Raw genomic sequence first — 24,504 nt, forward strand, 5'->3', positions numbered from 1 at the left:
CTGTCAGCGCTCAGACAGAAAATGGCCGCCCGTACGCATAGCGTCCAGCCTCTCGAAAGGCGAATTGGCACTGATGTATTCCGGGATCAACGATTTCAGGACGGCGACCATTTGCCCGGAATCGCCGGAGTCGAGCGCTTTCTGCAATGAGGACATCGCATAGCGCATGCATTGCTCTGCCGAGGCAGGGAAACGGCAAGATTTAAGTAGCCCGGAGGAGGTTGGTTGCATACCGTCACCATAGAGTTCTTCGATTAATTTTTCGCCTGGCCTGAGGCCCGTAAATTGGATCCGGATGGCTGTTCCAGCCTCCAAACCTGCAAGCCGGATCATTTTGCGTGCGATCTCGACTATCCTTACCGGTTTTCCCATATCGAATGACAAAATCTCGCCGCCATCACTTGCGGCAGCGGCTACTAGTACGAGCTGGCACGCTTCGTTGGCCGTCATCATATACCGCTCGGTTTTCGGATGTGTTACCGTAACAGGCCCACCTTCCCGGATCTGCCGTGCAAAACGGATCAGGAACGAGCCGTTCGAGCCCAGGACGTTACCGAACCGGGTGATGATAAATCGGGTTTGGCTGGGATATTCGCTGCTCAGGTATTGCAGGTAAAGCTCGGCGAAGCGTTTTGTGGCACCCATTACGCTGGCGGGCCTGATGGCCTTGTCTGTCGAAATAAAAATGAACTTCCCGACCCGGTAGGATACGGCCAGGTCGGCGAGGATCTCGGTGCCGAGTATATTGGTTTTGATCGCCTCGTAGGGATGCCGTTCCATGAATGGCACATGCTTGTAGGCTGCGGCATGGAAGACAATGTGAATATTTGTCCGGGAAAACAGATCCGCCATCCGTAATGGGTCGGTAATGCTCCCGATGTGGCTGTAAATGTCGGTTTGCGGAAATTGCTGTTTCAGTTGAAGGTCCAGCTCGTAAAGTGCCGTTTCCGACTGATCGACTAATACGATGCTCGCGGGGGTGCAAGCGCAAACCTGGGCGGCCAGCTCGCCGCCGATCGTACCCGCGGCGCCCGTGATGAGGATATTCCGCCCGTGGATTTCCTGAATGCTGTTTTGCAGGTCAAGTATAATTGGTTCGCGTCCCAGGAGATCTTCCGGCCTGAATGTGAAATGGGGATAAGTGTGTCGTGGTGTTTGCATCTGGATATCGTTTTTGAATAACTGATATCCTTGATACGCTTGTTCGGGAATTTGGTAACAAAAAAAGAGCCGTAAAATGTACAGCTCTTTTTGTAAGGTATTATTTACAAACTTTTTAGATCAACTTTTCGAAAATACCGGGGGCAAGACCGAACAGAATAGTCAGGAATGTTGCGAGTACTAGAATGATCTGATAAAATGGCGCAACCCGGATCCTTACTGTGTCACCTTCCTTGAAATAGGAAGAGATAATGACCCGGAAATAGTAGTAAATACCAACTGTCGACATCAAAACAGCGATCACCGTAATCCAGATAATACCGCGTTCTGCTGCGCTGGTAAAGATGAAGAACTTACCCCAGAACCCGGCAGTCAGCGGGATTCCGGCGAGTGAAAGCATTGATACCGCCAGAACGAAAGCCAGCAAAGGATTTTGTTTGGCCAAGCCATTGAATGCTTCGTAGCGCTCGTTGGGCTGTCCTTCGATGCTTTTTTCTTTGGAAACGAGCATCAGCACACCAAATGCCGAGATAGTTGATAAAGAGTAGGCGAGTGAGTAAAATATAATGGCGTTTTGAGTAGGCTTGCTCAGGGCCGTCAGCGCGATCAGCAGGTAACCGGCGTGAGAGATACCCGAGTAGGCAAGCATTCTTTTAAAGCTGTTTTGGCTGGTGGCACCGATGTTACCCACGAGCAAGGTAAGTACTGCTATCGCCGCAATGACGATCCACCAGAAGCCGTAAATGGCAAAGGTATGGTTCAGTAAGCGAAACAATGCGGCGAATCCGGCGGTTTTCACGACGGTCGACATGAAAGTAGTGAAAATGGTAGGTGCGCCTTCGTAAACATCTGGCGTCCAGAAGTGGAACGGCGCGGCCGATACTTTGAAAAGCATACCGATCAGCAGCAGCAGCAAACCTGCGTAAAAGATGTAGGACTGGGAAGCCGCAGGCATATTCGACGCGAAGCCCTGGATATCTACCAGATTGAACGAGCCTGTTGCGCCGTAAAGCAATGTCATACCGAATAGCATGAAACCCGTCGCAAATGCACCCATGAGCAGGTATTTCAATGCGGCTTCATTGGAACGCAGGTTACGTTTGTTGCTTCCTGTGAGCACGTACATGGCCACGGAAAGGATTTCGACACCAATAAAAAGCATGATCAGGTGATCGAAGCCGATCATCATGATCGCCCCTACGAGTGAGAAAAGCATCAATCCATAATATTCGGCCGGTTCGGAATCCGCATTATCCTGAAAACCACCGGAGATGGCGACGATCATAAAAGCAGAAAGCAATACGATGCCGTTGAACGCGAGCGTCAGATTATCCACCCGGAGCATGTCGTCGAAGTACAGGAACGGCCCTTTTCCCCAATCGATGAAGTTGCTTCCCAGTGCGAGCGCAAGAAAAAGCAGGGTAGATGGCAGGAGGATGTTCTTGGATTTCGAAAAGCCCAGAAAAAGCGTTAACACTCCAAAAACCGACAACAATATAATGGGATACATATTCTTAACTTAGTTATTGACCAGTTGCAACAGTTGGTTTACAGCGGGCTCTGTTATTTTCAGGAATGTGCTTGGGTAAATACCGATCCAGAATACCATGATCACCAGCGGCAGCAGAACGGCGCGTTCACTGGCGGTAAGGTCCTGGAAGCCTTCCACCCATTTCGATTTTGGTCCGAACATGGATTTCTGGAAAAGACGGAGCATGTAAACCGAACCGAGAATGATCGTCAGACCGGCCACAGCGCCCAGCCAGCCTTTGTATTGGAATACACTTGAAAGCAACAGGAATTCCCCTACAAAACCGTTGGTAAGCGGCAATGCAACGCTACCGAGCAGCAATATCATAAAGTACACGCTCAAATGCGGTGTGCTTTGTGTAATGCCTCCGAGCTGATCGAGGTAGCGGGTTTTAGTTCTGGAATAAATAATGTCGACGATGAAAAACAGCCCGATGACGTTGATACCGTGCGCGAGCATCTGGATCAATGCGCCCTGCAAGCCATTCAACGAAGAAGAAAATACACCGGCTGCCATCAATCCTACGTGTGCGAAAGACGAATAGGCGATAAGCGTTTTCATATCGCTTTGCTGGATTGCGATAATGGAACCGTAAATGATACCGATCACTGAAAGGATCATCGCCAGGAAGCCCCATTGCTCCATGCCCAGGGGCACGATCGGTAGCAGCAGGCGGATCAGACCATAAACCCCCATTTTCAGCATAATACCCGACAAAAGCATTGTTGCTGCGGTTGGCGACTCGGTGTAGGTATCCGGCTGCCAGGTATGGAACGGGAAAAGCGGCATTTTGATCGCAAAAGCGATGAAAAATGCCCAGAACACGTAACCTTGTGCTGCGGAGCTGAGTTGCAGTTGGTAAAATGCAGCTATTTCAGAAGTATGTGTGCCCGGCGTCTGGTAGTAAAGGTAAACCAGTGCGACGAACATAAACAAGCTTCCGAAAATGGTGTAAATGAAGAACTTGAATGTAACCTTAATCCGGTTCTCACCGCCCCAGATCGCCGCAAGGAAGTAAACGGGGATCAATGCGGCTTCGAAGAACAGGTAGAACAGGAAAGCGTCGGTAGCTGTAAAAACACCGATCAGGGCCGCTTCCATAAACAGGATCAGCGAATAGAATGCCGCCGGGTTTTTGTACTCGTTTTTAAATGCCGAAAGGATGATCAGCGGGGTAAGAAAAGTAGTGAGTAAAACCAGCAAAAGGCTGATACCGTCGATGCCCGCAGCGAAAGAAATGCCACCGGAAGCAACCCAGGCGTATTTGAAGCCGAATTGCGAACCTGCGGCGGGGTCGAATTGCAGCCAGGTAAAAATAGCCACGCCCAATGAAGCCAGGCCACCTACCAGCGCAAGCTGCTTAGCCATGCGTTCGCCGGCCAGGAGGGTGATAACGCCTGCCGCTATCGGAAAAAGTATTAAAAGAAGAGTAAGCATATTTTCAAGTCGACGGTCCGAAACTAATAGGAAACGGATTTATGGATGATCGGATCAGAGTAACAGCTTCCAGAATAATATGACCACAATGCCGATCACCATCGCGAAAACGTATTCGCCGGTGGAGCCGGTTTGTGTTTTTCTCAACAGTTTGGCGCCCAGCGACACGAGCCTTACAAACGCGTCGATAATCAGGTCAATAGCGAATTCGATTCCGGCATACAGGAAGTTGGAAAGCACTTTGATAGGCCGTACAAACACTGCATCGTAGAGTTCATCCACATAGTATTTGTTATAAATCGCACGCTGCAAGCCCGATTTCTCTTCCGAATCCGGAGCCGGTACCGCGCCTTTTTGCACATACATCACATAAGCCGCAATCGCGGAGATCAGTGCCGCTGCCACTGAAATGGCCATCAGCATATATTCTTCCGAATGCGAAAGGGAAGTATGCACGAATGCCGCCGGATTGGCTGTTTTTGCCAGGTCATAAAGCGGGCTCATGAACTCGGCCAGATGGTGCGAACCGTGCAGTGCTTCGGGAACGCCGATGAAACCGCCCACAGCAGAAAGTATGGCGAGGATGATCAGCGGCACGGTCATCGAAGCAGGCGATTCATGCAGATGATGCTCCTGCTCGTGCGTACCGCGGAAGGTCCCGAAGAATGTCAGGAACAACAGGCGGAACATATAGAAGGAGGTCATTACCGAACCGAGCACACCGATTACCCACAGGAGTTTGTTATGCTCAAAAACGTGTGCAAGGATTTCATCTTTGGAGAAGAAACCTGCAAACGGCGGGATACCTGAAATCGCGATAGTGGCGATCAGGAAGGTAAGGAATGTAACAGGCAATTTCTTTCTCAAACCACCCATTGAGCGAATATCCTGCTCGTCGGACATGGCGTGGATTACGCTACCTGCACCGAGGAAGAGCAATGCTTTGAAGAATGCGTGGGTGATTACGTGGAACATCGAGGCCGAATAAGCCATTGCGCCAAGACCCATGAACATATAACCCAGCTGACTCACGGTAGAGTAGGCGAGTACTTTCTTGATATCGTTTTGCAGAAGACCGATCGAAGCGGCGAACAACGCGGTAGCGCCACCGATAATACCGACGATTTCGAGCGTCGAAGGGGCCAGTGAATACAGCACGTTGGAGCGGATCACCATGTAAATGCCCGCAGTAACCATCGTTGCGGCGTGGATCAGGGCTGACACGGGTGTCGGACCGGCCATCGCGTCGGGTAACCAGGTGTACAGGGGAATCTGCGCCGATTTTCCCATTGCTCCCACAAAAAGGAACAGCGTAATGGTAATCATCACCGGATCGCCCACCTGGAAACCAGCTGCGGCTTTGCTGAAAACCTCGGAATACTCAACCGAACCGAATGTGGCGATGATCGTGAAGATACCCAGCAGGAAGCCGAGGTCACCCACGCGGTTCATAATGAAAGCCTTGCGGGCCGCATTGTTGTAGTTGGTGTTCTTATTCCAAAAACCGATGAGCAGGTAAGAGCAAAGTCCTACACCTTCCCAGCCGATGAACATGATCACGTAGTTGGAACCCAGCACCAGCAGGAGCATGAAAAACAAAAACAGGTTCAGGTAAGCGAAAAACTTACCAAAACCCGAATCGTGGTGCATGTAGCCGATCGAATAAATGTGGATCAGCGAGCCTACGCCGGTAATGATCATCAGCATGAGCAGCGAAAGCTGGTCGATCTGGAATGAGAATGGGATGTTGAGGTCGCCGACGGTGATCCAGTCAAAAAGCGGAACGATAAACGGCTGGCTGCCGGACGCTACGAATGCATTGAACGTCATGACAGACAAGACGAAACTGGCTACAACGGCCAGCGTTCCGATAATACCGACTGCGCCTTTGGGAATATTGCGAAATCCTATTCCGTTGATCAGAAAGCCGACGAGCGGCAGCAGCGGAATCAGGATGAGTAATGATGCAGACATGTCTATTTTTTAATCTTTAATCTCTTGATTGTGTACCGGTTATGTGCCGATAATTACCATTTCAGCTTGTTGAGGAACCCGATGTCCGTATTTCTGGTGTTGCGGTAAATCATTACGATAATGGCGAGCCCCACGGCCACTTCGGCGGCGGCGACAGCCATAATGAAGAACACGAAAACCTGAGCGGAAGGATCAGACCGGTAGGAAGAGAATGCGATCAGCAGCAGGTTTGCGGCGTTGAGCATCAATTCGATCGACATAAAAATGATGATGGCGTTCCTGCGCGTAAGTACGCCGATGATACCGATCACAAATAACAGGGTAGCGAGAATCAGGTAGCTTTGAAGTGGGATATGTTGAATAACCGCTGGTATGTTAACCTCTGGCATGGTAGGGTTTGGGATCATAGCAGGTTTACCTAATGGGATATCCGGTTAAAATAGTCAAAAATAGATTTCAGGCAAAAATAGACATAATTACTACTTACTCAAACCTGAGCTGCGATTATGTCAACGTTGGGTTAATCCCCTTAATTTAATCTCCGTCAATTTCCGTTTGGTGTCGAGCGGGAACTCGCCTTTCATCATCCAGTCGAAAAACGACGGTTCGTTTTTCAGGATGTCGATTACCCGCTTGCCATTGTGCTTGCCGAAGTTGAAAACTTCTTCGCCTTTGTCGTTGAACACCATCCTGCCGGCGAAGTCGACGATCCTGGAAGCGGTAAGTTCGTGCAGCGCAGCCACATCGTTTTTGACCGGCTCGGTTTCCTTACCATGCGAATCGGTGATGATAACACCCTGATACTTTTCGATTTGTCCTTGTAAAACTTCGAATGTCGCGATGGTATCTGCCTCGGCGCTGTGGGCGTTATTGAGGGTTTTACCACAATAAAATTTGTAAGCCGCCGATAGGTTGCGAGGCTCCATCATGTGGTAAATGCGCTGCACATCCACCATCCGCCGGTTCTTAATATCGAAGTCGACCCCGACACGCAGGAACTCTTCCACGAGCATGGGAATATCGAAACGGTTGCTGTTGAAACCCGCCAGATCACATCCATCGAGGAATGAAGAAAGGTTTTTGGCAACGCTTTTGAAGGTCGGCGCGTCCTTGATATCCTCGTCGTAAATGCCATGTATGAGGCTGCTTTCCAGCGGAATAGGCATTTCAGGATTGATCCTGCGGGTGCGGATCTCAGTCTCGCCATTCACCAATGCTTTAACAACGGAAATCTCTACAATGCGGTCGCGGACAATATTTACTCCTGTTGTCTCAAGATCAAAAAAAGCAAGGGGCTTTTTGAGATGGAGGGTATGCATGGGTTACTCTGGTTGATTTGGCAGCGCGAAGTTAAGGTGAACCGCTTGATGGCACAAGGAATGGGCTTGTTTATAAAGATTATAAAAAAGGTCAGGCGTGGTCAGGTGTAGTCATTTGCGGTAAAGAGTAGTCAAGAGAGGAGAATTTTCGTCCACAACTCCTGATCAGAACTGACAATGATAACTACACCTGACAATACCTGATCACATATGATATCAATCAATCCAATCGTACGACTTCGTTACCGCCTTTTTCCAGCCTTTGTAATAAGCATTCCGCTTTTCTTCCGGCATATCGGGGTTCCAGGTGTGGGCTATGGCCCAGTTTTTCTTCAAATCTTCGGTGCTTTTCCAGTAGCCTACGGCCAGTCCGGCGGCGTACGCTGCGCCTAGTGCAGTCGTTTCGGCCACGGCCGGGGAAACTACCTGCGTGTTGAGAATGTCGGATTGGAACTGCATCAGCAACTGGTTGTGGATCATGCCGCCATCGACACGCAGACTGGCGAGTTGGATACCGGAATCCTGCTCCATGGCTTTTACGACATCAGCCGTCTGGTAAGCAGTGGCTTCGAGTACCGCACGTGCAATATGCCCCTTGTTCACGTAACGCGTAAGGCCTGCGACCACGCCGCGGGCGTCGTTGCGCCAGTAAGGCGCGTACAGGCCCGAGAATGCAGGTACGAAATAGGCGCCGCCGTTATCCTCGACGGTTTGGGCAAGCGGTTCTATATCACCGCTATTCTGGATCAGTCCGAGGTTATCGCGGAGCCATTGCACGAGTGCGCCAGTAACTGCCACGCTGCCTTCCAGCGCATATTGCACCGGTTGGTCGCCGAATTTGTAGGAAATGGTTGTTAACAGGCCGTTTTCGGAAGTTTTCAACTCGGTACCCGTGTTCATGACGAGGAAGCAGCCGGTACCATAGGTATTCTTGGCCATTCCGGGTTCGAAACAGGTTTGGCCTACCAGCGCGGCATGCTGGTCGCCCAGGTCGCCGGCAACGGGTACGCCGGGAAGCACCTCATGGGTGGCATAGCCGTAAATTTCACTGCTGCTTTTAATCGCAGGCAGCATGATTTCGGGGATATTGTAAGCGTCCAGCATCGATTGGTCCCATTGCAGCGTGCGCAAGTTCATCAGCTGCGTGCGGCTGGCATTGGTAACGTCCGTCACGTGAATGCCGCCCTGCGTGCCGCCAGTAAGGTGCCAGATCAGGAATGTGTCCATGTTCCCAAAAATTGCCTCGCCTTTTTCAGCGTCTTCACGAATACCTTCTACGTTTTCCAGCAGCCATTTAAGTTTTAAACCACTGAAATAAGTAGAAACGGGTAGCCCGGTAATGTCGCGGAACTGGTTGAGGCCGCCTTCCTTTTCATATTTCGCTACCAGGTCGGTGGTCCGGGTATCTTGCCAAACCAAGGCATTATAATAAGGCTTCCCGGTGCGCTTATTCCATACGACCGTCGTTTCGCGCTGGTTGGTAATGCCCACCGCCGCGATATCCTGCGTGTGTGCCGATATGTTGATCCGCGCCAGGGCAATCACTTCCAGGGTATTTTTCCAGATTTCGGTGGGGTTATGCTCCACCCAGCCCGGGTGTGGGTAAATCTGTTCGTGTTCTTTCTGTCCTACCGAAACGATATACCCCTGATGGTTGAAAAGTATGCAGCGTGTGCTGGTAGTACCCTGGTCAATGGCGGCAATGTATTTGGACATAATGGTATTATGATTGATTTTATTTGTAGTAAAGCAAGTAAATAGGGAAAATTAACCGATCAGGACAAATGCACGGGCAATTTTATTGAACGGAGCACGGTAAAACCGTCTGGCGGCGTTGGCTGTATTATATTGCAGCCTAATCGGGCTACAAACATCCTCCTATGAAAAACAGCAAGGTCAGAAAAGGGTTATTGGCATTGATTTGCCTCATACTCGTATTTTTTGCGCTCGACCTGGCCTTTCCCTTCAATCCCGATATTCGTTATGCGACGCAGATCACCGACCCGAAAGGCCGCGTAGTCCATGCTTTTTTGAGTAGGGAGGATAAATGGCGGCTCTATTCGAATGTGGACGAGATCACACCACTACTTCGGAAAACACTCATTTATAAAGAAGACCAGTATTTTTACTACCACCCCGGCGTGAACCCGTTCGCAGTCGTTCGGGCGGCCGTCAGAAATGCATTTTCGGGAAGAAGAACTTCCGGCGCGTCCACCATTACGATGCAAGTGGTACGGCTGATGGACCCGCGCGCCCGAACTTACGCCAACAAGGTGGTGGAAATGTGGCATGCATTTCAATTGGAAATGCATTATTCCAAAGACGAGATCCTCCAATTTTACATTAATCTCGTACCGTATGGCGGCAATATAGAAGGTATTAAAGCGGCCTCGCTGCTCTATTTCGGCAAAGCGCCGCAGCTGCTAAGCCTCGCCGAGATCACCGCATTGACGATTGTGCCCAACCGCCCGTCGGGCCTGCGCCCGGGTACGCGCAACGACGCATTGCGTGAAGCCCGGAATGCCTGGCTGAAACGTTTCGCGGAAGACGGCCTTTTCGACGAAAATGTGATCCGTGATGCATTGGAAGAGCCTTTGAATATTCGTCGCCTCCAAACCCCACGCCTTGCCCCGCACCTTTCTATCCGTCTCAAACAGCAATTTCCTGATGAACCGGTAATCCGAACGAACCTCAATCTGCAAGCGCAAAGCCAGATCGAAGAGCAGGTGAGAAACTACATCAACCGCCGGCAATTGATGAATATCCATAATGCGGCGGTGCTGGTCGTGAACAATGAAACCATGGAAGTGGAGGCCTACGTAGGTTCGGCGGACTTCAATAATCCGTTCGATGGTGGTCAGGTCGATGGCGTGAGGGCCGTGCGGTCGCCCGGGAGTACCTTGAAACCGTTGTTATATGCAACGGCATTCGATGCAGGCATTATCACGCCCAAGTCGGTCTTGAATGATGTTCCGGGGAATTTCAATGGGTATGAACCTGAAAACTTCGATAAGCATTTCAATGGGGCGGTTACTACTGAATTTGCTTTGGCTAATTCGCTGAACATACCCGCCGTGAAAGTTTTGAAAGACATCGGCACGCCCGCATTGATCGCCAAACTTCGGAAAGCAGGTTTCAAAACCGTCGATAAGCAGGCCAAAGATTTGGGACTTTCCATGATATTAGGCGGCTGTGGGGTGACTTTGGAAGAACTCACGAGGCTTTTTGCGGCATTTGCCAATGAGGGTAAATTGCGGAACCTGCGACTGAGCGACGGGGACGTTTTGGATAAAAAAGGAACCCCGGTTCTGTCGGAAGATGCTACATTCCTCACTACCAGCATCCTGACCCAGATCACCCGTCCTGATTTACCTACTAATTTTGACAATACCTACCATTTACCACGCATTGCCTGGAAAACCGGGACATCATATGGAAAAAGAGACGCGTGGAGCATTGGGTATAACCGGCGGTACACTGTAGGGGTTTGGGTTGGAAACTTTTCGGGAGAAGGGGTCGCCGAGCTCAGCGGCGCCAATACTGCCACGCCTTTGCTGTTTTCAATCTTCAATGCATTGGATTACAACTCGCCGAAAGGCTGGTACAAATCGCCGGCCAATATTTCGCTTCGCAATGTTTGCCCCGTGAGCGGCGACATTCCGTCGGACTTCTGCGATCACCAGGTTCCTGATCAATACATCGTGGGCGTTTCTGCTTACCGGAAATGCCAGCATATGCGCTGGGTTTTTACGGACGTGGCGGGAAAAATGTCCTACTGCACCTATTGTCTTCCTGAAAAGGGCTTTGAAAAAAAGGCCTATCCTAACCTCGCGCCGGAACTGATCGCATTTTATGAATTGCAAAAATTGCCTTATCAAAAGATTCCGCCCCATAATCCGAAATGCGAAAGGGTTTTCCACGAAGGAGCGCCGCTGATCGTCAGCCCGAACGACGGAAGTGAATATTATATTCGCAAGGATGAGCCGCAGCAAATCCAGCTCGCCTGCCAGGCGGCCAATGATGTGCAGGAAGTTTATTGGTATGTCAATGATAAATTATACCAAAAATCACCGCCGCAGGAAAGCGTCTTCCTGAGTCCGCCGCTAGGGCGCGTTAAGATTTCCTGCAGCGACGATAAGGGGCGGAATGCCGACATTTGGATTGTCGTCAAACGGATGTAGCTGTCAGGTGTGGTTTTGACAACACCTGACTTTTTCTGACCATCATTACAGCGGCTGATCTTTCGCTTCCTGGTACAGCACCTGAACGAGCGTCTGGCCGACTGCCTTCAATGTCTTCGGATCGATGTGTTCCATCGTATCGTGTGCGGTATGCCATTGGTCGAAGAACGTTTTGCTCATGTTATTCTGGCGCGTGTGGATGATGTCGATCATCGGAATGCGGGCTACTTTGTTGACGGGCACGTGGTCGTCGGTGATCGCACCGCCGGTTTCGTCAATGAAATAGTTGCTGTAACCGAGGCGACTGGCGGTCGCCCATACCTGCCTTACTGTATCATTGGCCAATTGAACGGAATAACCCTCTTTGAAAAAAGTAGCGCCTTTCGCGCCCACCATGTCGAGCAGGACGCCGAAATAGGCAGTGTAATTAGGATTATGCTTGTTGGCCGCCCAATGCTTCGAGCCGAGGCAGAAGCCGCTGTATTCCAATCCGGTATCTTCGGAGCCCGATGAACCCCAGTCTTCCGCGTCGAAAAAGATGATATCGACGCCTATATCCGGCTTGGTAGCCTCTTTGGAAAGCACCCGCGCGATTTCAAGTAATACGCCCACGCCGCTGGCGCCGTCGTTGGCTGCTAGTACCGGTTTGTTTTTCACCAAAGAATCCTGGTCCGAAAACGGTCGTGAATCCCAATGCGACGTCAGTAGGATGCGCTTGCTTGCCTGGGGATTAAAGCTTCCGATAATGTTCCGCGCATTCAGCTTGGTACCGTCGTAGGTAGTGGCGGTAAATGGCTGCTCGACGACCTGCCAACCATATTTTTTCAAAGTGGCAACAAGGTAATCACCACAAGCCCTGTGCTGGGCAGTGTTGGGCACGCGTGGGCCGAAATCGACCTGCTTTTGTACAAACTGGTAAGCGCTGTCGGCATTGAAATCCGCACTTTTGACGAGCGCAGGCGGTGCCTGTTCGGCGGTTTGCTCGGAACTCGTGTTGCTTTTACATCCGTAAATGCCAATGATGATTGCAAATAGGATAGCTAACTTGTTGTTAATGAATTTATTGAAAAGAAATGACATCTCCTGATAAGATATTGTTACGTTTTGTAAAACCTGTATTTACCTCTACGACGTACTTTGCATCGCCCATAGAAGGAACGCTTTCTTCGGAAAAAGGGCCTGGCAATTGACACAACCTTTTTGTCTGAACCCACACAGGTACCACCACCAACTATCAGCAGTGCCCCAATAAAATATGCGAGTAGCGGCCGTCCTTTTTTAGCTACTCCTCGTACGCCCAGTCGATCCTTGTCTTGGTGTCGCGGATCACCAGCCCCTGATTTTTGAAGTAAGAACGGATTTCGTCCACTTTTTCGTAGTTCTGCGAGAGTTTAAATTCCCGGTACAGTTTCAGCATGCCGTCCAGTATTGCATGGCCTTCGGCGAGCTCCTCTACCAACCCGAGCACGTCCTCGAAGAATACTACGAACTGTTCTTTCAGCGAAGTAAATACCGCCTCGCCCAGTGCAGCTGATTTCAACTGGCCGGTATTCAGCATGTTGATGTATTTCAGCATGTTGAAAAGATTGGCAAATGCGACGGCCGTGTTCAGGTCGTCATTCATAGCGTTGTAAAAGCCTTCAATCGACTTTTCGATGTCGGACTTTTTTGCTTCGTCGGCACTCACGGCGTCCTCGTGCGCGTAGGTGAGCATTTTGGCAATGCGAAGGCCGTTGGCCAATTTTTTATAGCCCTTTTGCGCCGCTTTCAATGCATCGTTCGAGAAGTCAAGCGTGCTGCGGTACTGGCTCTGGAGCATGAAGAAACGCACGGTCATCGGGCTGTAAGCCTGGTCGAGCAATTCGTGCTTTCCTGAAAACAGTTCTGCAGGAAGAAACGAGTTGCCTAGCGACTTGGACATTTTCTGGCCATTGACGGTCAGCATATTCGTATGCATCCAATACCGGACAGGCTCTTCGCCGGTCAGCGATTTACCTTGTGCGATCTCGCATTCGTGGTGTGGGAATTTGAGGTCCATGCCACCACCGTGGATATCGAATTGCTTGCCTAAATATTTGGCACTCATGCAGGTACATTCCAAATGCCAGCCGGGAAAGCCCTTGCCCCAGGGCGATTCCCATTGCATGATGTGCTCCGGGTTAGCCTTTTTCCACAACGCAAAATCCAGCGGGTTACGCTTTTCGGCCTGGCCGTCGAGGTCGCGGGTCTCGTTCAGCAAATCTTCGATAATGCGTCCTGAAAGCTTGCCGTATTCGTTGCCGCCTGCCTGGTACTTATTAATATCGAAATAAACCGAACCATTGGATTCATAGGCCACACCCTTATCGATCAGCGTCTGCACCGCCTCGATCTGCTCGATCAAGTGGCCGGTGGCGGTAGGCTCGATGCTAGGCGAAAGCAGGTTGAATATCGCGGTAACATCATGAAAATCATTGGTATAGCGCTGCACGATCTCCATAGGTTCGAGCTTTTGCAGCTTCGCCATTTTCCCGATCTTGTCCTCGCCTGCGTCGCCATCACCCACGAGGTGACCCACGTCGGTAATGTTGCGGACGTAACGCACTTTGTATCCTATGTGCGTCAGGTAACGGAACAGGATATCAAATGACAGGAAAGTCCGGATGTTGCCCAAATGCACATTGTTATAGACCGTCGGCCCGCACACATACATGCCTACATAGGGGGGAGCAATGGGAACAAATACATCCTTTTTACGGGTAAGCGTATTGAATATTTTAAGTGGTTGGAAAGTTTGTGCGGTCATTTATATGTTGTACTTTCTTGATTACTAGTTTTTCTTTTCGAGACGCGTTTCGACCCAATCGATGATTTTTTCGGCTTTCTTCAGACCTAATGATGCGGTATCGGCGCTTCGGATTCCCTGATAACCCATATCAATATGGAGGATTTCGTAGGCCCCAGTAAAGTTTGACAAAAGTGTTTTATCAACTCGGCTTAGCTCTTGCTGATACCATTCTACACTCTTTGGCGTCTTTTTGTTTTTCTCTCCTAAAAGTTCGTTCAATGCCAACAACACTCCAGTGTACGCTGTGTGTCCCGCGATTTTGACATACTTCCGGTCCTGATAAAGTCCATCCTGCTTCCTTGCATTGTTGCTGAGAAAATCCTTTGCATTGTCAATGTGTCGTCTTGCTTCTGAGATTGCTTCCATGATAGTATGTGATTAGAGTGGTGTATTATTTTGATTCAGACAAAAATAGCAAATAACCCAAGATTGATTTGTAGTCTAAGCGAGAATGAGCTCGCGGGGAGAGGCTATTCGGCCGTTTTGTTTATCTTCGCAGCGTTTTTGCATTTAAAATCCAGTTTGAAACTAACTTAAAATCAATACAGTAATCACTTATGAGCTTACTTACCGTAGGATCTGTTGCATTCGATGCGCTCGAAACCCCGTTTGGAAAAACAGACAAAATTATCGGCGGTGCTGCCACTTACATCACACTAGCGGCCTCTTACTTTACCAAACAGAATAACCTCGTCGCGGTTGTGGGAGGTGATTTTCCAAAGGAAATGATAGACCTGCTCGAAGATCACGGCGTGGACACCAAAGGTTTGGAGATTGTGCAGGATGGCAAGACGTTCTTCTGGTCGGGTAAGTACCACGAGGATATGAACACCCGCGACACGCTGATCACCGAGCTGAATGTCATGGAGCATTTCGATCCGATCATTCCGGATTCCTACCAGGGTACCGAGTTCCTAATGCTGGGCAACACCGTCCCGGCAACTCAGAAACTGGTGATCGAGCGTCTGGCGAAACGCCCGAAGCTGATCATGCTCGATACCATGAACCTGTGGATGAATATCGCTCTGGATGACTTGAAAGCAGTTTTGAAACTGGTTGACTTGCTTACTATTAATGATGAGGAAGCACGCCAGCTTTCGGGTGAATACTCTTTACGCAAAGCTGCGAAGAAGATTATGGCGATGGGCCCCAAAACGCTGATCATCAAAAAAGGCGAGCACGGCGCGTTGTTGTTCCAGGAGGACCGTATATTCTTCGCACCTGCATTGCCGTTGGAAGAAGTGTTCGACCCGACCGGCGCAGGAGATACATTTGCGGGCGGGCTTATCGGTTACCTTGCCGCTACCGATGATATTTCTTTTGATAATATGAAGCGTGCGATCATTTACGGCTCGGCGATGGCATCTTTCTGCGTGGAGAAATTCGGTACCGAGCGTTTGGTGAACCTTTCACAAGAGGAAATCAATGCGCGCGTTCAGGAATTTGTGAATTTGTCGAGCTTCGAGATACAATAAAAGTTTAAAATTCAGAGTAAATGAGTCTGTGAGTTGGAATTATATTTCTGCTTATAGACTCTTTTTTTATCCGGCCTATGGGCCCGATTGATGGAAAAAACTGTAACCCCGCTGATAACCTGAAATTCCCGATGAGACTGTTTGTTCAAAAAATCTTCCTTCTGGTGGCTTGCGCCGCACCCGTTTTACCTGCATTCGCACAACAGCATGCACGCCCTGCATTACCGCACTCCAAACACAAAACCATCGTGATCGCCCACCGGGGCAACCATGTGAATGCGCCGGAGAATACGCTGGCATCCACACGCGAAGCCATTGACTGTGGTGCGGATTATGTGGAAGTAGATTTGAGAACAACCAAAGACGGCCACCTCATAGCCCTGCACGACGCAAAAGTTGACCGGACTACCAATGGAGCGGGGAAAGTAGCAGATATGACCTGGCAGGAAGTGGAAGAATTACAGGTTTTCAACCGCAACAAAAAGACGCACCGCATTCCCGAGTTCAAGGAAATTTTAGCGCTTTGCAAAGGCAAAATCAACATTTACCTCGACTTCAAGGACGCCGACATATCCGAAACCTGGAAGCAAATCAAAGCCACTGGGATGGAGCATCAGGTAGTGGTTTATTTAAATAAGGAGGAGCAATACAAAAAGTGGAAAGAAGTAGCGCCCGACATGCCGCTGATGACCAGCCTTCCCAAAGAAGTTACAAACAAAGAACAGCTGGCTGCATTTCTGGGTCAAATGCATATTCAGGTTGTCGATAACATTACCAACCCTGAACTGCTCAAAGCCGCGCATGAACTTGGCCTATCGGTCTGGCTCGACGTTCAAAGCCCTACCGAAGGACCGGCTTCGTGGAGCGAGGCATTGCATAAAGGGGTGCAGGGTTTGCAGACAGACAAGCCGGGGGAACTGGTGTCGTATATAAAGGGAAATGTTCAATAGCATTCGAGGGAATAGATCAAAGATCAGGTTGAAATGCTATCTCCCGACCAGATTAACTACTAGCGGGATGTCGGTGTAATGGTATGATAGATGGGGCAATCCGGGTCATGCGCTCCGGGCAGATACCCGGTACTCATTAAAAATTCGTTCACAATCTCACCGCCGGTAAACTTAAAAGTCTTCTTAAACAGCTTGACCCACTGCTCTTTGGTCAAAGGATGATGTGCGTCGATCCAGCTTTTGAACGACCCATATTCTTTTTTCAATTCAAGAATCTTCTGCGCATTCACGATCGCCGCGTTCACTTTCAACCGGTTCCGGACAATGCCCGGATCAGCGAGAAGCCGCTCACGATCGGATTCATCGTAAGCAGCCACTTTTTCGATAGAAAAATTATCGTAAGCCGCGCGGAAACTGTCCTGCTTCCGGAGCATTAGCGTCCAGCTAAGCCCGGCCTGGTTGATTTCCAGCAAAAGCCGCCCGAATAGCTCGTCGTCATCGTCGATCGGGAAGCCGTACTGGTTGTCGTGGTAATGTTTGTGGAGCAGGTAATCAGCCTGCTCCGAGGGGTTGTTGATGATGTAAGTGCAATATGACATCGCGTTGATTTTTAGGATCTTGTCCTTTAAAATAGCTTATTTCAAAATACCGATCTGTACTTCGGTAATATTCCGGTCCGGATTTTCAAAATCCATATTCAAATAAATCTCCCGGCTCTGTCCCGACATGACCAGCTTTTGGGACATGATCTCGCTGAAGAGCGAACCGTAAGTATTAATCAGCCCATCCCAATTTCCGTAAAGCTGCTCGGTAATGCATTCGAATGCTTCGAGCTGCTTCAATTGGTAAGGCGAATCAATAGTGTGTGAAGGTGGCGTGACAGGTAATGCAATGGTGAGTGTGAAAACCGTATCGGGGCGTCCGTCCGCACCCTGGTAAACCCAGTAAACCGGGCCGGTAATTTCGAGGTCGTTGCGAACCGCATCCTGATACAGTTTCCGGGCTTCTACACGTACATACTGAAAAATTTCCTGGAACGAAGTCCGCGTTTCGAAATACAAAACGTGGATAGGTTGAATGGTTTTAGTTTGCATGGCTAACAGATGTTTCCACAAAATTCAAACCTTCGAATGACAACCCTATGTCAGCAGCATTCAGTTTTTTTCACTGTGCCGCCTGGCTTTTATTCTTCGCGCCTGCTGTTGCAGCCAGGGGTAGCTGATATACACGACTTTCGTTGCACCTATGCCTATACCCGCACCCATGAGCACGTCCGCCAGCCAGTGGTGGTTGCCGAGCACCCGCATTGTCCCTACGGCCGTGGCCGTTCCGTAGCCGCCTATGCTGTATAATACGCTTCGTTGGCCGTATTCCTCATGCAGAATCGTGGCGTTGGTAAATGCGGTCGTGGCGTGTCCGGATGGAAATGAATGGTTATCCTCCCCGTTAGGCCGCTCGTATCGCACAATGCGTTTCAGGCTTTGCGTAACGCCTTGCGCGATGATGTTCGACAGCAAAGCCAGGATTACCTGATCGCCCAGCTTATGTTTCCCTTTTACGCCCGCCGATGCAAGCCCGAGGCTTACCACGCCCGGCGCATACGGTAGGTAGTCGTCCAGGTGCGTATGATAATTGGGATATTTAGAAACCACATGCTCCTGCAAATTCCGACTGATTTTGCCCTGCACGATGAGGCCGGCGAGTCCAAGGGAAACAGGGGGAATAATGTCCCCGGCTGTCACTTTCCAAAGTTTGGTAGAATCCTCCTGCGCAAATGCGGACCGCGGAAGGATTTGCAGACAAAGAAAAAGGCATATCAAATATGCCTTTGTAAATTTTGGGATCATAAGATTGCTTCTCTCACACGTACGAGTCTTTCCAATAACCCTTCCAGCTGATCGAGCGGGAGCATGTTAGCGCCGTCGGATTTGGCTTCGGCGGGGTTGAAATGGGTCTCGATAAAAAGACCATCGGCGCCCACGGCAATGGCTGCCTTGGCTATCGTTTCGATCAGTTTGGGCTTGCCGCCGGTTACGCCGGAGGTTTGGTTGGGCTGTTGCAATGAATGCGTGCAGTCCATCACTACGGGTACGCCGAATGCGGCCATTTCGGGCAGGTTACGGTAATCTACAACCAGATCGCCATAGCCGAAACTGTTGCCTCGATCCGTGAGGATCACTTGGGCGTCCGGATTTACTTCATTGATTTTTTCGGCAGCAAATTTCATCGAAGCACCCGAAAGGAATTGCCCTTTCTTCACATTCACAGCCTTACCTGTGCGCGCTGCGGCTGCGAGGAGTTCTGTCTGGCGGCAGAGGAATGCGGGTATTTGCAGAACATCGACATACTCAGCGGCAAATGCGGCTTCGTGTGATTCATGTATATCGGTTACAGTAGGAATGCCAAAAGTCTGACTTACTTCTTGCAAGATTTTCAGCGCTTTTTCATCACCAATCCCGGTAAACGAATCGATCTTGGTGCGGTTGGCTTTGCGATAAGAACCTTTGAATATATAGGGAATGCGAAGGCGGTCGGTAACCGTCACGATATGCTCGGCGATTCGCAGGGCCATATCCCGTCCTTCGATCGCACAGGGACCGGCCATGAGGAAAAAGGAGGTCGAATCAGTGTTTTTCAGCTTCGGTATCGAGATCATACTGGTGTTGGTATAGATATTGATAAATGTTTCGCGAATGTACGGCTATCCGTAATGTTCTGTTTGCAATCAATCGATTTCTTGAAACAGATGCCTTATAATTGGCTGATTTCCTGCTTTTTTTTATTTTAAACAGGGATTGTGCAATAATATGGCCTGTTTAAAAAATTTTTGAAAAAGTGAACTGAAATATCTTTCTTTGTGGCGATTTTAACCAAAAAGTGATTATAAAATGTCAGCAATTGCAGAAAGAGTTAAGCAAATTATCGTCGAAAAACTCGGCGTAGAAGAGTCGGAGGTTACACCGGAAGCAAACTTCCAGAACGACTTGGGAGCGGACTCTCTAGACACCGTTGAGTTGATTATGGAATTCGAAAAAGAATTCAATCTTTCTATCCCTGACGATCAGGCAGAGAACATCGGTACAGTTGGTCAGGCTGTTGCATATCTGGAAGAAAACGTGAAGTAATCCGGTTTTTACCAGTACAATCTTCTATTTCTGTCCCAATTTTATGAGTTTTAAGCGAGTTGTAATTACAGGAATGGGCGCGTTGACGCCCGTTGGCAATGATGTTCCTACCTTTTGGTCAAATCTGGTTGCAGGCGTAAGCGGTGCAGCCCCCATCACGCGGTTCGATGCTGAAAAGTTTCGTACCCGTTTTGCGTGTGAAGTGAAAGGCCTGGACGTTACGAATTACATCCCAAGGCAAGAAGCCCGTAAAATGGACCCCTTTACACAATACGCCGTCATCGCGGCTGATGAAGCGATGAAGGACGCCGGCTTTGACGCAGATACGCTTGATCTCGACAAAGCCGGTGTAATTTGGGGCTCCGGTATCGGTGGCCTCAAAACTTTCGAGGAAGAAGTGATGAACTTCTCCGAGAACGGCAGGACACCTCGCTTCAATCCTTTCTTTATCCCGAAAATGATCGTCGACAGCGCCTCCGGTGTTTTGTCGATCCGGTACGGTTTCCGGGGACCCAATTTTATCACCGTTTCGGCCTGTGCTTCGGCGACCAACGCATTGATCGATGCATTCAACTACATCAAACTCGGTTTGATGAACGTGTGTATCTCCGGCGGTTCGGAAGCGGCAGTTACGATTGCCGGTGTAGGCGGTTTCAATGCATTAAAGGCATTGTCCGAAAGAAACGATTCGCCTGAAACTGCCTCGCGCCCTTATGACAAGGACCGTGATGGTTTTGTGCTCGGAGAAGGTGGCGCAGCGCTTATTTTGGAAGAACTCGAACATGCGAAAGCACGCGGGGCCAATATTTACGCCGAAATGATCGGTGCCGGTATGTCTTCCGACGCCTATCACATCACAGCCCCGCATCCGGAAGGACTGGGAGCCTTTATTGTAATGAAAAATGCGATCGAAAACGCGGGTATCAAGCCTGAGGAAATCGATTACATCAATACCCACGGCACATCAACCCCGATCGGTGATCCGCAGGAGATCAAAGCCATAGAAAAATTCTTCGGCGAGCATGCATATGATCTGAATATCAGCTCTACGAAATCGATGACAGGGCATTTATTGGGAGGAGCAGGAGCCATCGAAGCTGCCGCCTGTATCATGGCGATCAAAGACCAGGTCGTGCCGCCTACCATTAACCACTTTACCGACGACCCGGAAATCAATCCGCGGTTGAAGCTGACATTCAATAAAGCTGAAAAACGTCGCGTAAATATCGCTTTGAGTAACACATTCGGTTTCGGAGGTCATAATGCATCAGTCGTTTTCAAAAAGTACGAAGACTGATTAAATCTCTACCATTGGCAAAGCGAATTCTTATACCGATTCTTTCCCTTTTCAGGACCGGAAGTGCTGAGGATAAAAAATTTAAGGAGTCGATCGCGCATGTCATTGGCGACAAGCCTTCCAATCTTGGCGTTTATCAGCTGGCTTTCAGGCATACCTCCGCTTCCCGTGAAACCGCAATCAAAGGTTTCAGGGAATCGAACGAGCGTTTGGAATACCTGGGCGATGCGGTGCTGGGCATGGTGGTAGCAGAATTTCTTTTTACCAAATATCCCTACAAAGACGAAGGTTTCCTTACCGAAATTCGCTCACGGATCGTGAACCGCGAGTCGTTGAACCAGATTTCGCGTAAGCTGGGGCTCGACCGGTTGATCGAATACGATGGTAACCGCCGCGGGATGTCGCCCCGCTCATCCATGTATGGGGACGCGCTCGAAGCATTCGTAGGCGCTATTTATCTCGATAAGGGTTTCCGTTTTACGCGTACCTTTATTATCAGCAAGCTCATCACGCATTACGATCTGGACAACATTATCCAGAACAATGTAAACTTCAAAAGCCTCATTATCGAATGGGCGCAGCGCGAAGGCAAGGAAATCCGTTTTGAAATACTTGAAGAACGGGGCACCCGCCACCACCGCGAATTCATCTCCCAGATCCTCGTCAACGACGAGCCTTTTGCAACAGGTAATGGCTTTACCAAGAAGAAAGCCGAGCAGTCTGCCTCTGAGCAGGCCTGTGCCATCCTTGAATTGAAATAACCCTGCTTCCTGGTGAATATCCGCTCATTGGTTTTCCAATGGGCTAATGGCGTTTTTGTCATTTTTGCAAACGCGAATCGGTCATTTTGTCTGTATTTTCTAACGTGTTTTTGGTGAAATCGGTCATTTTGGCGCTATTTTTTCAGTTTTTCAAGCCCGGAACAGAAGTTGTTAAATAGAGGGCATAACCGTGAGGTTAAAAGAAAACAGAAAAACTAAAAACATAAAACCTTATAGCAATGAGCACATTAGTCAAACATTTCGCAGGTCCATCTTATTTGAACGGATTTTTTGGTAAGGATCTTTTTAACGAATACAACACGCCTGCATTTGCGGGCACCGTACCAGCTGTGAACGTGGTTGAAAACGAAGAAGGTTTCCGCATCGAAGTAGCGGCTCCGGGCCTTCAAAAATCAGACTTCAAACTGAACCTTGAAAAGAATCAACTGACCATTTCAGCTGAGAAAGAGCAGAAGGAAGAGAACAAAAACGAGAAGTACACCAGGAAGGAATTTAAGTATTCATCTTTCCAAAGGACCTTCACTTTGCCTAATACCGTCGACGGCGACAGGATCGAGGCTAACTATGCCGATGGCATTCTAAGCATCGCTTTGCCGAAACGTGAGGAAGCGAAAGAAAAACCGGCCCGCCAGATCGAGATCGCTTAATCTGCCGGACTTACATAATGGGCGTTATTCGAAAGGATAACGCCTTTTTTGTGAGACCAATGGATAATCGCCTGGCAGGATATTTTAGTAAATTCCCAAATCGAATATCTTTGTTAAAAGATGTTAAACGAATCTACGACGGGAATAATTTGTTAACCGATTTACGTTATTTGTCCATAAAAATATAACCCCAACATATGTCTATGAAAACAAATTGGAAAGGTTTGGTGTTGGTTGGGTTGATTTCAAGTGCGTCAACCATAGCTGGCCTCAAATTCCTGGCTCCTGATCATGATAAAGATGTGATTTTTAAAGAAGCGGCTTCTGAAAATATAGCACGTTTCACATCTGCAGGCGCGCCAGCGGGTGCTCCGGGCGACTTCGTTTATGCCGCCGAGGCTACCACACCAACAGTGGTCCATATTAAATCGACTATTACACGCCAACAATCCCGTGGGCAACAGCAGATCCCCGACATTTTCCGGGATTTCTTCGGTGACGATTTTGGTGGTGGCCAACGCGGCCCTCAGCAATCGGAAGCAACCGGTTCGGGTGTGATCATCTCTGGCGACGGGTACATCGTTACCAACAACCACGTGGTGGAAGGTGCGCAGGAGCTGGAAGTGACGCTGCATAACAAAAGCAAATTTCGCGCGAAAGTGATCGGTACCGATCCTTCCACGGATATTGCCGTGATTAAAATTGAAGGCAAAGATCTGCCGGCCGTAACGCTGGGTAACTCCGACGCGGTGAAAGTAGGGGAATGGGTAGTGGCTGTTGGTAACCCTTTCAACCTCGAATCTACGGTAACAGCCGGTATCGTGAGTGCAAAAGGCCGGGGATTGGGCATTATCGGCCAATCACGCCGTAACCAAATGCAGCCTACTGCGGCTACTGCCGGTGACTCACCGCTGGAATCATTCATTCAGACCGATGCCGTGGTGAACCCTGGCAACAGTGGTGGTGCATTGGTAAACCTGAAAGGCGAGCTGATCGGTATTAATACCGCCATTGCGAGCCCCACAGGTAGCTTCGCAGGTTACGCATTTGCGGTGCCTTCGAGCATTGTGAAAAAGGTATCGAGCGATCTGATCAAATTCGGTAATGTACAACGCGGGTATCTGGGAATCTCTCTTGACGACCTCGACAGCAGAAAAGCCGAAGAATATGGTGTGAAAGTAAATGACGGAGTTTACGTTCGTGATTTCACCGAAAATAGCGCAGCCAAAGCGGGCGGTGTTGCCAAAGGCGACGTGATCGTTAAAGTGGACGGTATGAACATCCACTCGATCCCTGAATTGCAGCAATCGATCGGGTTGCACAAGCCTGGCGATAAAGTGAATGTGACCGTGAACCGCGACGGCAAGGAAAAAGACCTGAGCATTACGTTGCGTAATCGCACAGGTGGTTCCGAAATCATCAAAAGAGACGAATCGGCTGCTGTAATGAGCTCGCTAGGTGCGCAGTTCGGTAACCTGAGCGATCAGGAAAAACAAAGACTATCGCGCTACAAAATCGATGGCGGTGTGAAAGTACTGTCTATCGACGGCGGCAAGTTCGCCCGTTCACAGGTGGAAGAAGGTTTCATTATCACCAAAGTTAACGGCAAAGCTGTCAAAACTGTGAAGGAATTTGAAGCTGCGATCGCAGGCAAAGAAGAATCGATGGTGCAGTTTGAGGGACTTTACCCTGACGCTCCTTACGATGTCTACTCATTCGGATTCAGATTGTAATAATTGAATGTATAAAGAAAGGGCTGCGATGATCATCATCGCAGCCCTTCTTGTTTTATAACCGT

At 49.3% G+C, this 24,504-nt stretch carries 22 protein-coding genes; 8 read left to right on the plus strand and 14 right to left on the minus strand.

Annotated elements, in window-relative coordinates; all coding sequences use genetic code 11:
* Positions 1-3 precede the first annotated feature (3 nt).
* The 7 genes from ACTJJJ_RS30295 to glpK all read right to left on the minus strand — a co-directional run bounded on the left by ACTJJJ_RS30295 (position 4) and on the right by glpK (position 9,138).
* Positions 4-1,161, minus strand: a complete 1,158-nt coding sequence (locus ACTJJJ_RS30295) for a polysaccharide biosynthesis protein (protein WP_440703771.1) — start codon at positions 1,159-1,161, stop codon at positions 4-6.
* Positions 1,162-1,276: 115 nt separating this feature from the next.
* Positions 1,277-2,671 (minus strand): NADH-quinone oxidoreductase subunit N, encoded by a 1,395-nt coding sequence (locus ACTJJJ_RS30300; protein ID WP_426292473.1) that lies wholly within the window; start codon positions 2,669-2,671, stop codon positions 1,277-1,279.
* A gap of 9 nt (positions 2,672-2,680) precedes the next feature.
* On the minus strand, positions 2,681-4,129 hold the full coding sequence (locus ACTJJJ_RS30305; RefSeq protein WP_440703772.1) for a complex I subunit 4 family protein: 1,449 nt from the start codon (positions 4,127-4,129) through the stop codon (positions 2,681-2,683).
* Between the two features lie 54 nt (positions 4,130-4,183).
* Positions 4,184-6,103 carry an NADH-quinone oxidoreductase subunit L gene (nuoL, locus tag ACTJJJ_RS30310; protein ID WP_440703773.1) on the minus strand — a complete coding sequence of 640 codons (1,920 nt, stop codon included), beginning with the start codon at positions 6,101-6,103 and terminating at the stop codon, positions 4,184-4,186.
* Positions 6,104-6,156: 53 nt separating this feature from the next.
* On the minus strand, positions 6,157-6,492 hold the full coding sequence (gene nuoK / locus ACTJJJ_RS30315; RefSeq protein ID WP_176885077.1) for an NADH-quinone oxidoreductase subunit NuoK: 336 nt from the start codon (positions 6,490-6,492) through the stop codon (positions 6,157-6,159).
* Between the two features lie 120 nt (positions 6,493-6,612).
* Entirely contained in the window at positions 6,613-7,422 is an 810-nt protein-coding gene (locus ACTJJJ_RS30320; RefSeq protein ID WP_440703774.1) for an exonuclease domain-containing protein, read from the minus strand.
* Positions 7,423-7,638: 216 nt separating this feature from the next.
* Positions 7,639-9,138, minus strand: a complete 1,500-nt coding sequence (gene glpK / locus ACTJJJ_RS30325; RefSeq protein ID WP_440703775.1) for a glycerol kinase GlpK — start codon at positions 9,136-9,138, stop codon at positions 7,639-7,641.
* Between the two features lie 164 nt (positions 9,139-9,302).
* On the opposite strand from glpK, the gene pbpC reads away from it, so the two are divergent.
* Positions 9,303-11,603 (plus strand): penicillin-binding protein 1C, encoded by a 2,301-nt coding sequence (pbpC, locus tag ACTJJJ_RS30330; protein ID WP_440703776.1) that lies wholly within the window; start codon positions 9,303-9,305, stop codon positions 11,601-11,603.
* 45 nt (positions 11,604-11,648) lie between these two features.
* Here the strand turns inward: pbpC and ACTJJJ_RS30335 are convergent, their stop codons facing one another.
* From ACTJJJ_RS30335 to ACTJJJ_RS30345, 3 genes are all read right to left on the minus strand, one after another.
* On the minus strand, positions 11,649-12,683 hold the full coding sequence (locus ACTJJJ_RS30335; protein ID WP_440703777.1) for a M28 family peptidase: 1,035 nt from the start codon (positions 12,681-12,683) through the stop codon (positions 11,649-11,651).
* Positions 12,684-12,885: 202 nt separating this feature from the next.
* A complete protein-coding gene (gene cysS, locus ACTJJJ_RS30340; RefSeq protein WP_440703778.1) occupies positions 12,886-14,388 on the minus strand; it encodes a cysteine--tRNA ligase in 1,503 nt (500 codons plus the stop codon).
* 24 nt (positions 14,389-14,412) lie between these two features.
* Positions 14,413-14,796 (minus strand): DUF5618 family protein, encoded by a 384-nt coding sequence (locus ACTJJJ_RS30345; protein ID WP_426292480.1) that lies wholly within the window; start codon positions 14,794-14,796, stop codon positions 14,413-14,415.
* A 191-nt stretch (positions 14,797-14,987) separates the two neighbouring features.
* Here ACTJJJ_RS30345 and ACTJJJ_RS30350 point away from each other — a divergent pair, with 191 nt between their 5' ends.
* Together ACTJJJ_RS30350 and ACTJJJ_RS30355 are read left to right on the plus strand one after the other, a co-directional pair.
* Positions 14,988-15,905 carry a PfkB family carbohydrate kinase gene (locus tag ACTJJJ_RS30350; RefSeq protein ID WP_440703779.1) on the plus strand — a complete coding sequence of 306 codons (918 nt, stop codon included), beginning with the start codon at positions 14,988-14,990 and terminating at the stop codon, positions 15,903-15,905.
* Between the two features lie 131 nt (positions 15,906-16,036).
* Complete coding sequence (locus ACTJJJ_RS30355; protein WP_426292481.1) at positions 16,037-16,855, plus strand: glycerophosphodiester phosphodiesterase family protein; 819 nt, start codon at positions 16,037-16,039, stop codon at positions 16,853-16,855.
* Between the two features lie 59 nt (positions 16,856-16,914).
* Here ACTJJJ_RS30355 and ACTJJJ_RS30360 read toward each other — a convergent pair whose 3' ends face one another.
* Genes ACTJJJ_RS30360 through kdsA form a run of 4 tightly spaced genes read right to left on the minus strand, consistent with a single transcriptional unit; the run spans position 16,915 to position 19,511 of the window.
* Positions 16,915-17,454, minus strand: a complete 540-nt coding sequence (locus ACTJJJ_RS30360) for a DNA-3-methyladenine glycosylase I (protein ID WP_426292482.1) — start codon at positions 17,452-17,454, stop codon at positions 16,915-16,917.
* Between the two features lie 36 nt (positions 17,455-17,490).
* Positions 17,491-17,949: a GyrI-like domain-containing protein gene (locus ACTJJJ_RS30365; RefSeq protein WP_188939140.1), complete on the minus strand. Its 459-nt coding sequence runs from the start codon at positions 17,947-17,949 to the stop codon at positions 17,491-17,493.
* Positions 17,950-18,009: 60 nt separating this feature from the next.
* Positions 18,010-18,702: a phosphatase PAP2 family protein gene (locus tag ACTJJJ_RS30370; protein WP_188939139.1), complete on the minus strand. Its 693-nt coding sequence runs from the start codon at positions 18,700-18,702 to the stop codon at positions 18,010-18,012.
* Positions 18,699-19,511 (minus strand): 3-deoxy-8-phosphooctulonate synthase, encoded by an 813-nt coding sequence (gene kdsA, locus ACTJJJ_RS30375; protein WP_440703780.1) that lies wholly within the window; start codon positions 19,509-19,511, stop codon positions 18,699-18,701. Before kdsA ends, ACTJJJ_RS30370 begins: the two co-directional genes overlap by 4 nt.
* A gap of 232 nt (positions 19,512-19,743) precedes the next feature.
* Between kdsA and ACTJJJ_RS30380 the strand changes: the two genes are divergently transcribed.
* The 5 genes from ACTJJJ_RS30380 to ACTJJJ_RS30400 all read left to right on the plus strand — a co-directional run bounded on the left by ACTJJJ_RS30380 (position 19,744) and on the right by ACTJJJ_RS30400 (position 24,439).
* Positions 19,744-19,980: an acyl carrier protein gene (locus ACTJJJ_RS30380; protein WP_015813362.1), complete on the plus strand. Its 237-nt coding sequence runs from the start codon at positions 19,744-19,746 to the stop codon at positions 19,978-19,980.
* Positions 19,981-20,023: 43 nt separating this feature from the next.
* Complete coding sequence (gene fabF, locus ACTJJJ_RS30385) at positions 20,024-21,277, plus strand: beta-ketoacyl-ACP synthase II (RefSeq protein WP_426292485.1); 1,254 nt, start codon at positions 20,024-20,026, stop codon at positions 21,275-21,277.
* A gap of 14 nt (positions 21,278-21,291) precedes the next feature.
* The gene (gene rnc / locus ACTJJJ_RS30390) at positions 21,292-22,038 is read left to right on the plus strand and encodes a ribonuclease III (RefSeq protein ID WP_188939136.1); all 747 of its coding nucleotides are present in this window, start codon (positions 21,292-21,294) and stop codon (positions 22,036-22,038) included.
* Positions 22,039-22,277: 239 nt separating this feature from the next.
* Positions 22,278-22,706 (plus strand): Hsp20/alpha crystallin family protein, encoded by a 429-nt coding sequence (locus tag ACTJJJ_RS30395; RefSeq protein WP_426292486.1) that lies wholly within the window; start codon positions 22,278-22,280, stop codon positions 22,704-22,706.
* A 203-nt stretch (positions 22,707-22,909) separates the two neighbouring features.
* Positions 22,910-24,439, plus strand: coding sequence for a Do family serine endopeptidase (locus tag ACTJJJ_RS30400; RefSeq protein WP_188939134.1), 1,530 nt, complete (start codon positions 22,910-22,912; stop codon positions 24,437-24,439).
* The last annotated feature ends 65 nt before the right edge of the window (positions 24,440-24,504 follow it).

It is taken from the genome of Dyadobacter sp. 22481 (assembly GCF_052044875.1).
GTDB classification, from domain to species: domain Bacteria; phylum Bacteroidota; class Bacteroidia; order Cytophagales; family Spirosomataceae; genus Dyadobacter; species Dyadobacter endophyticus.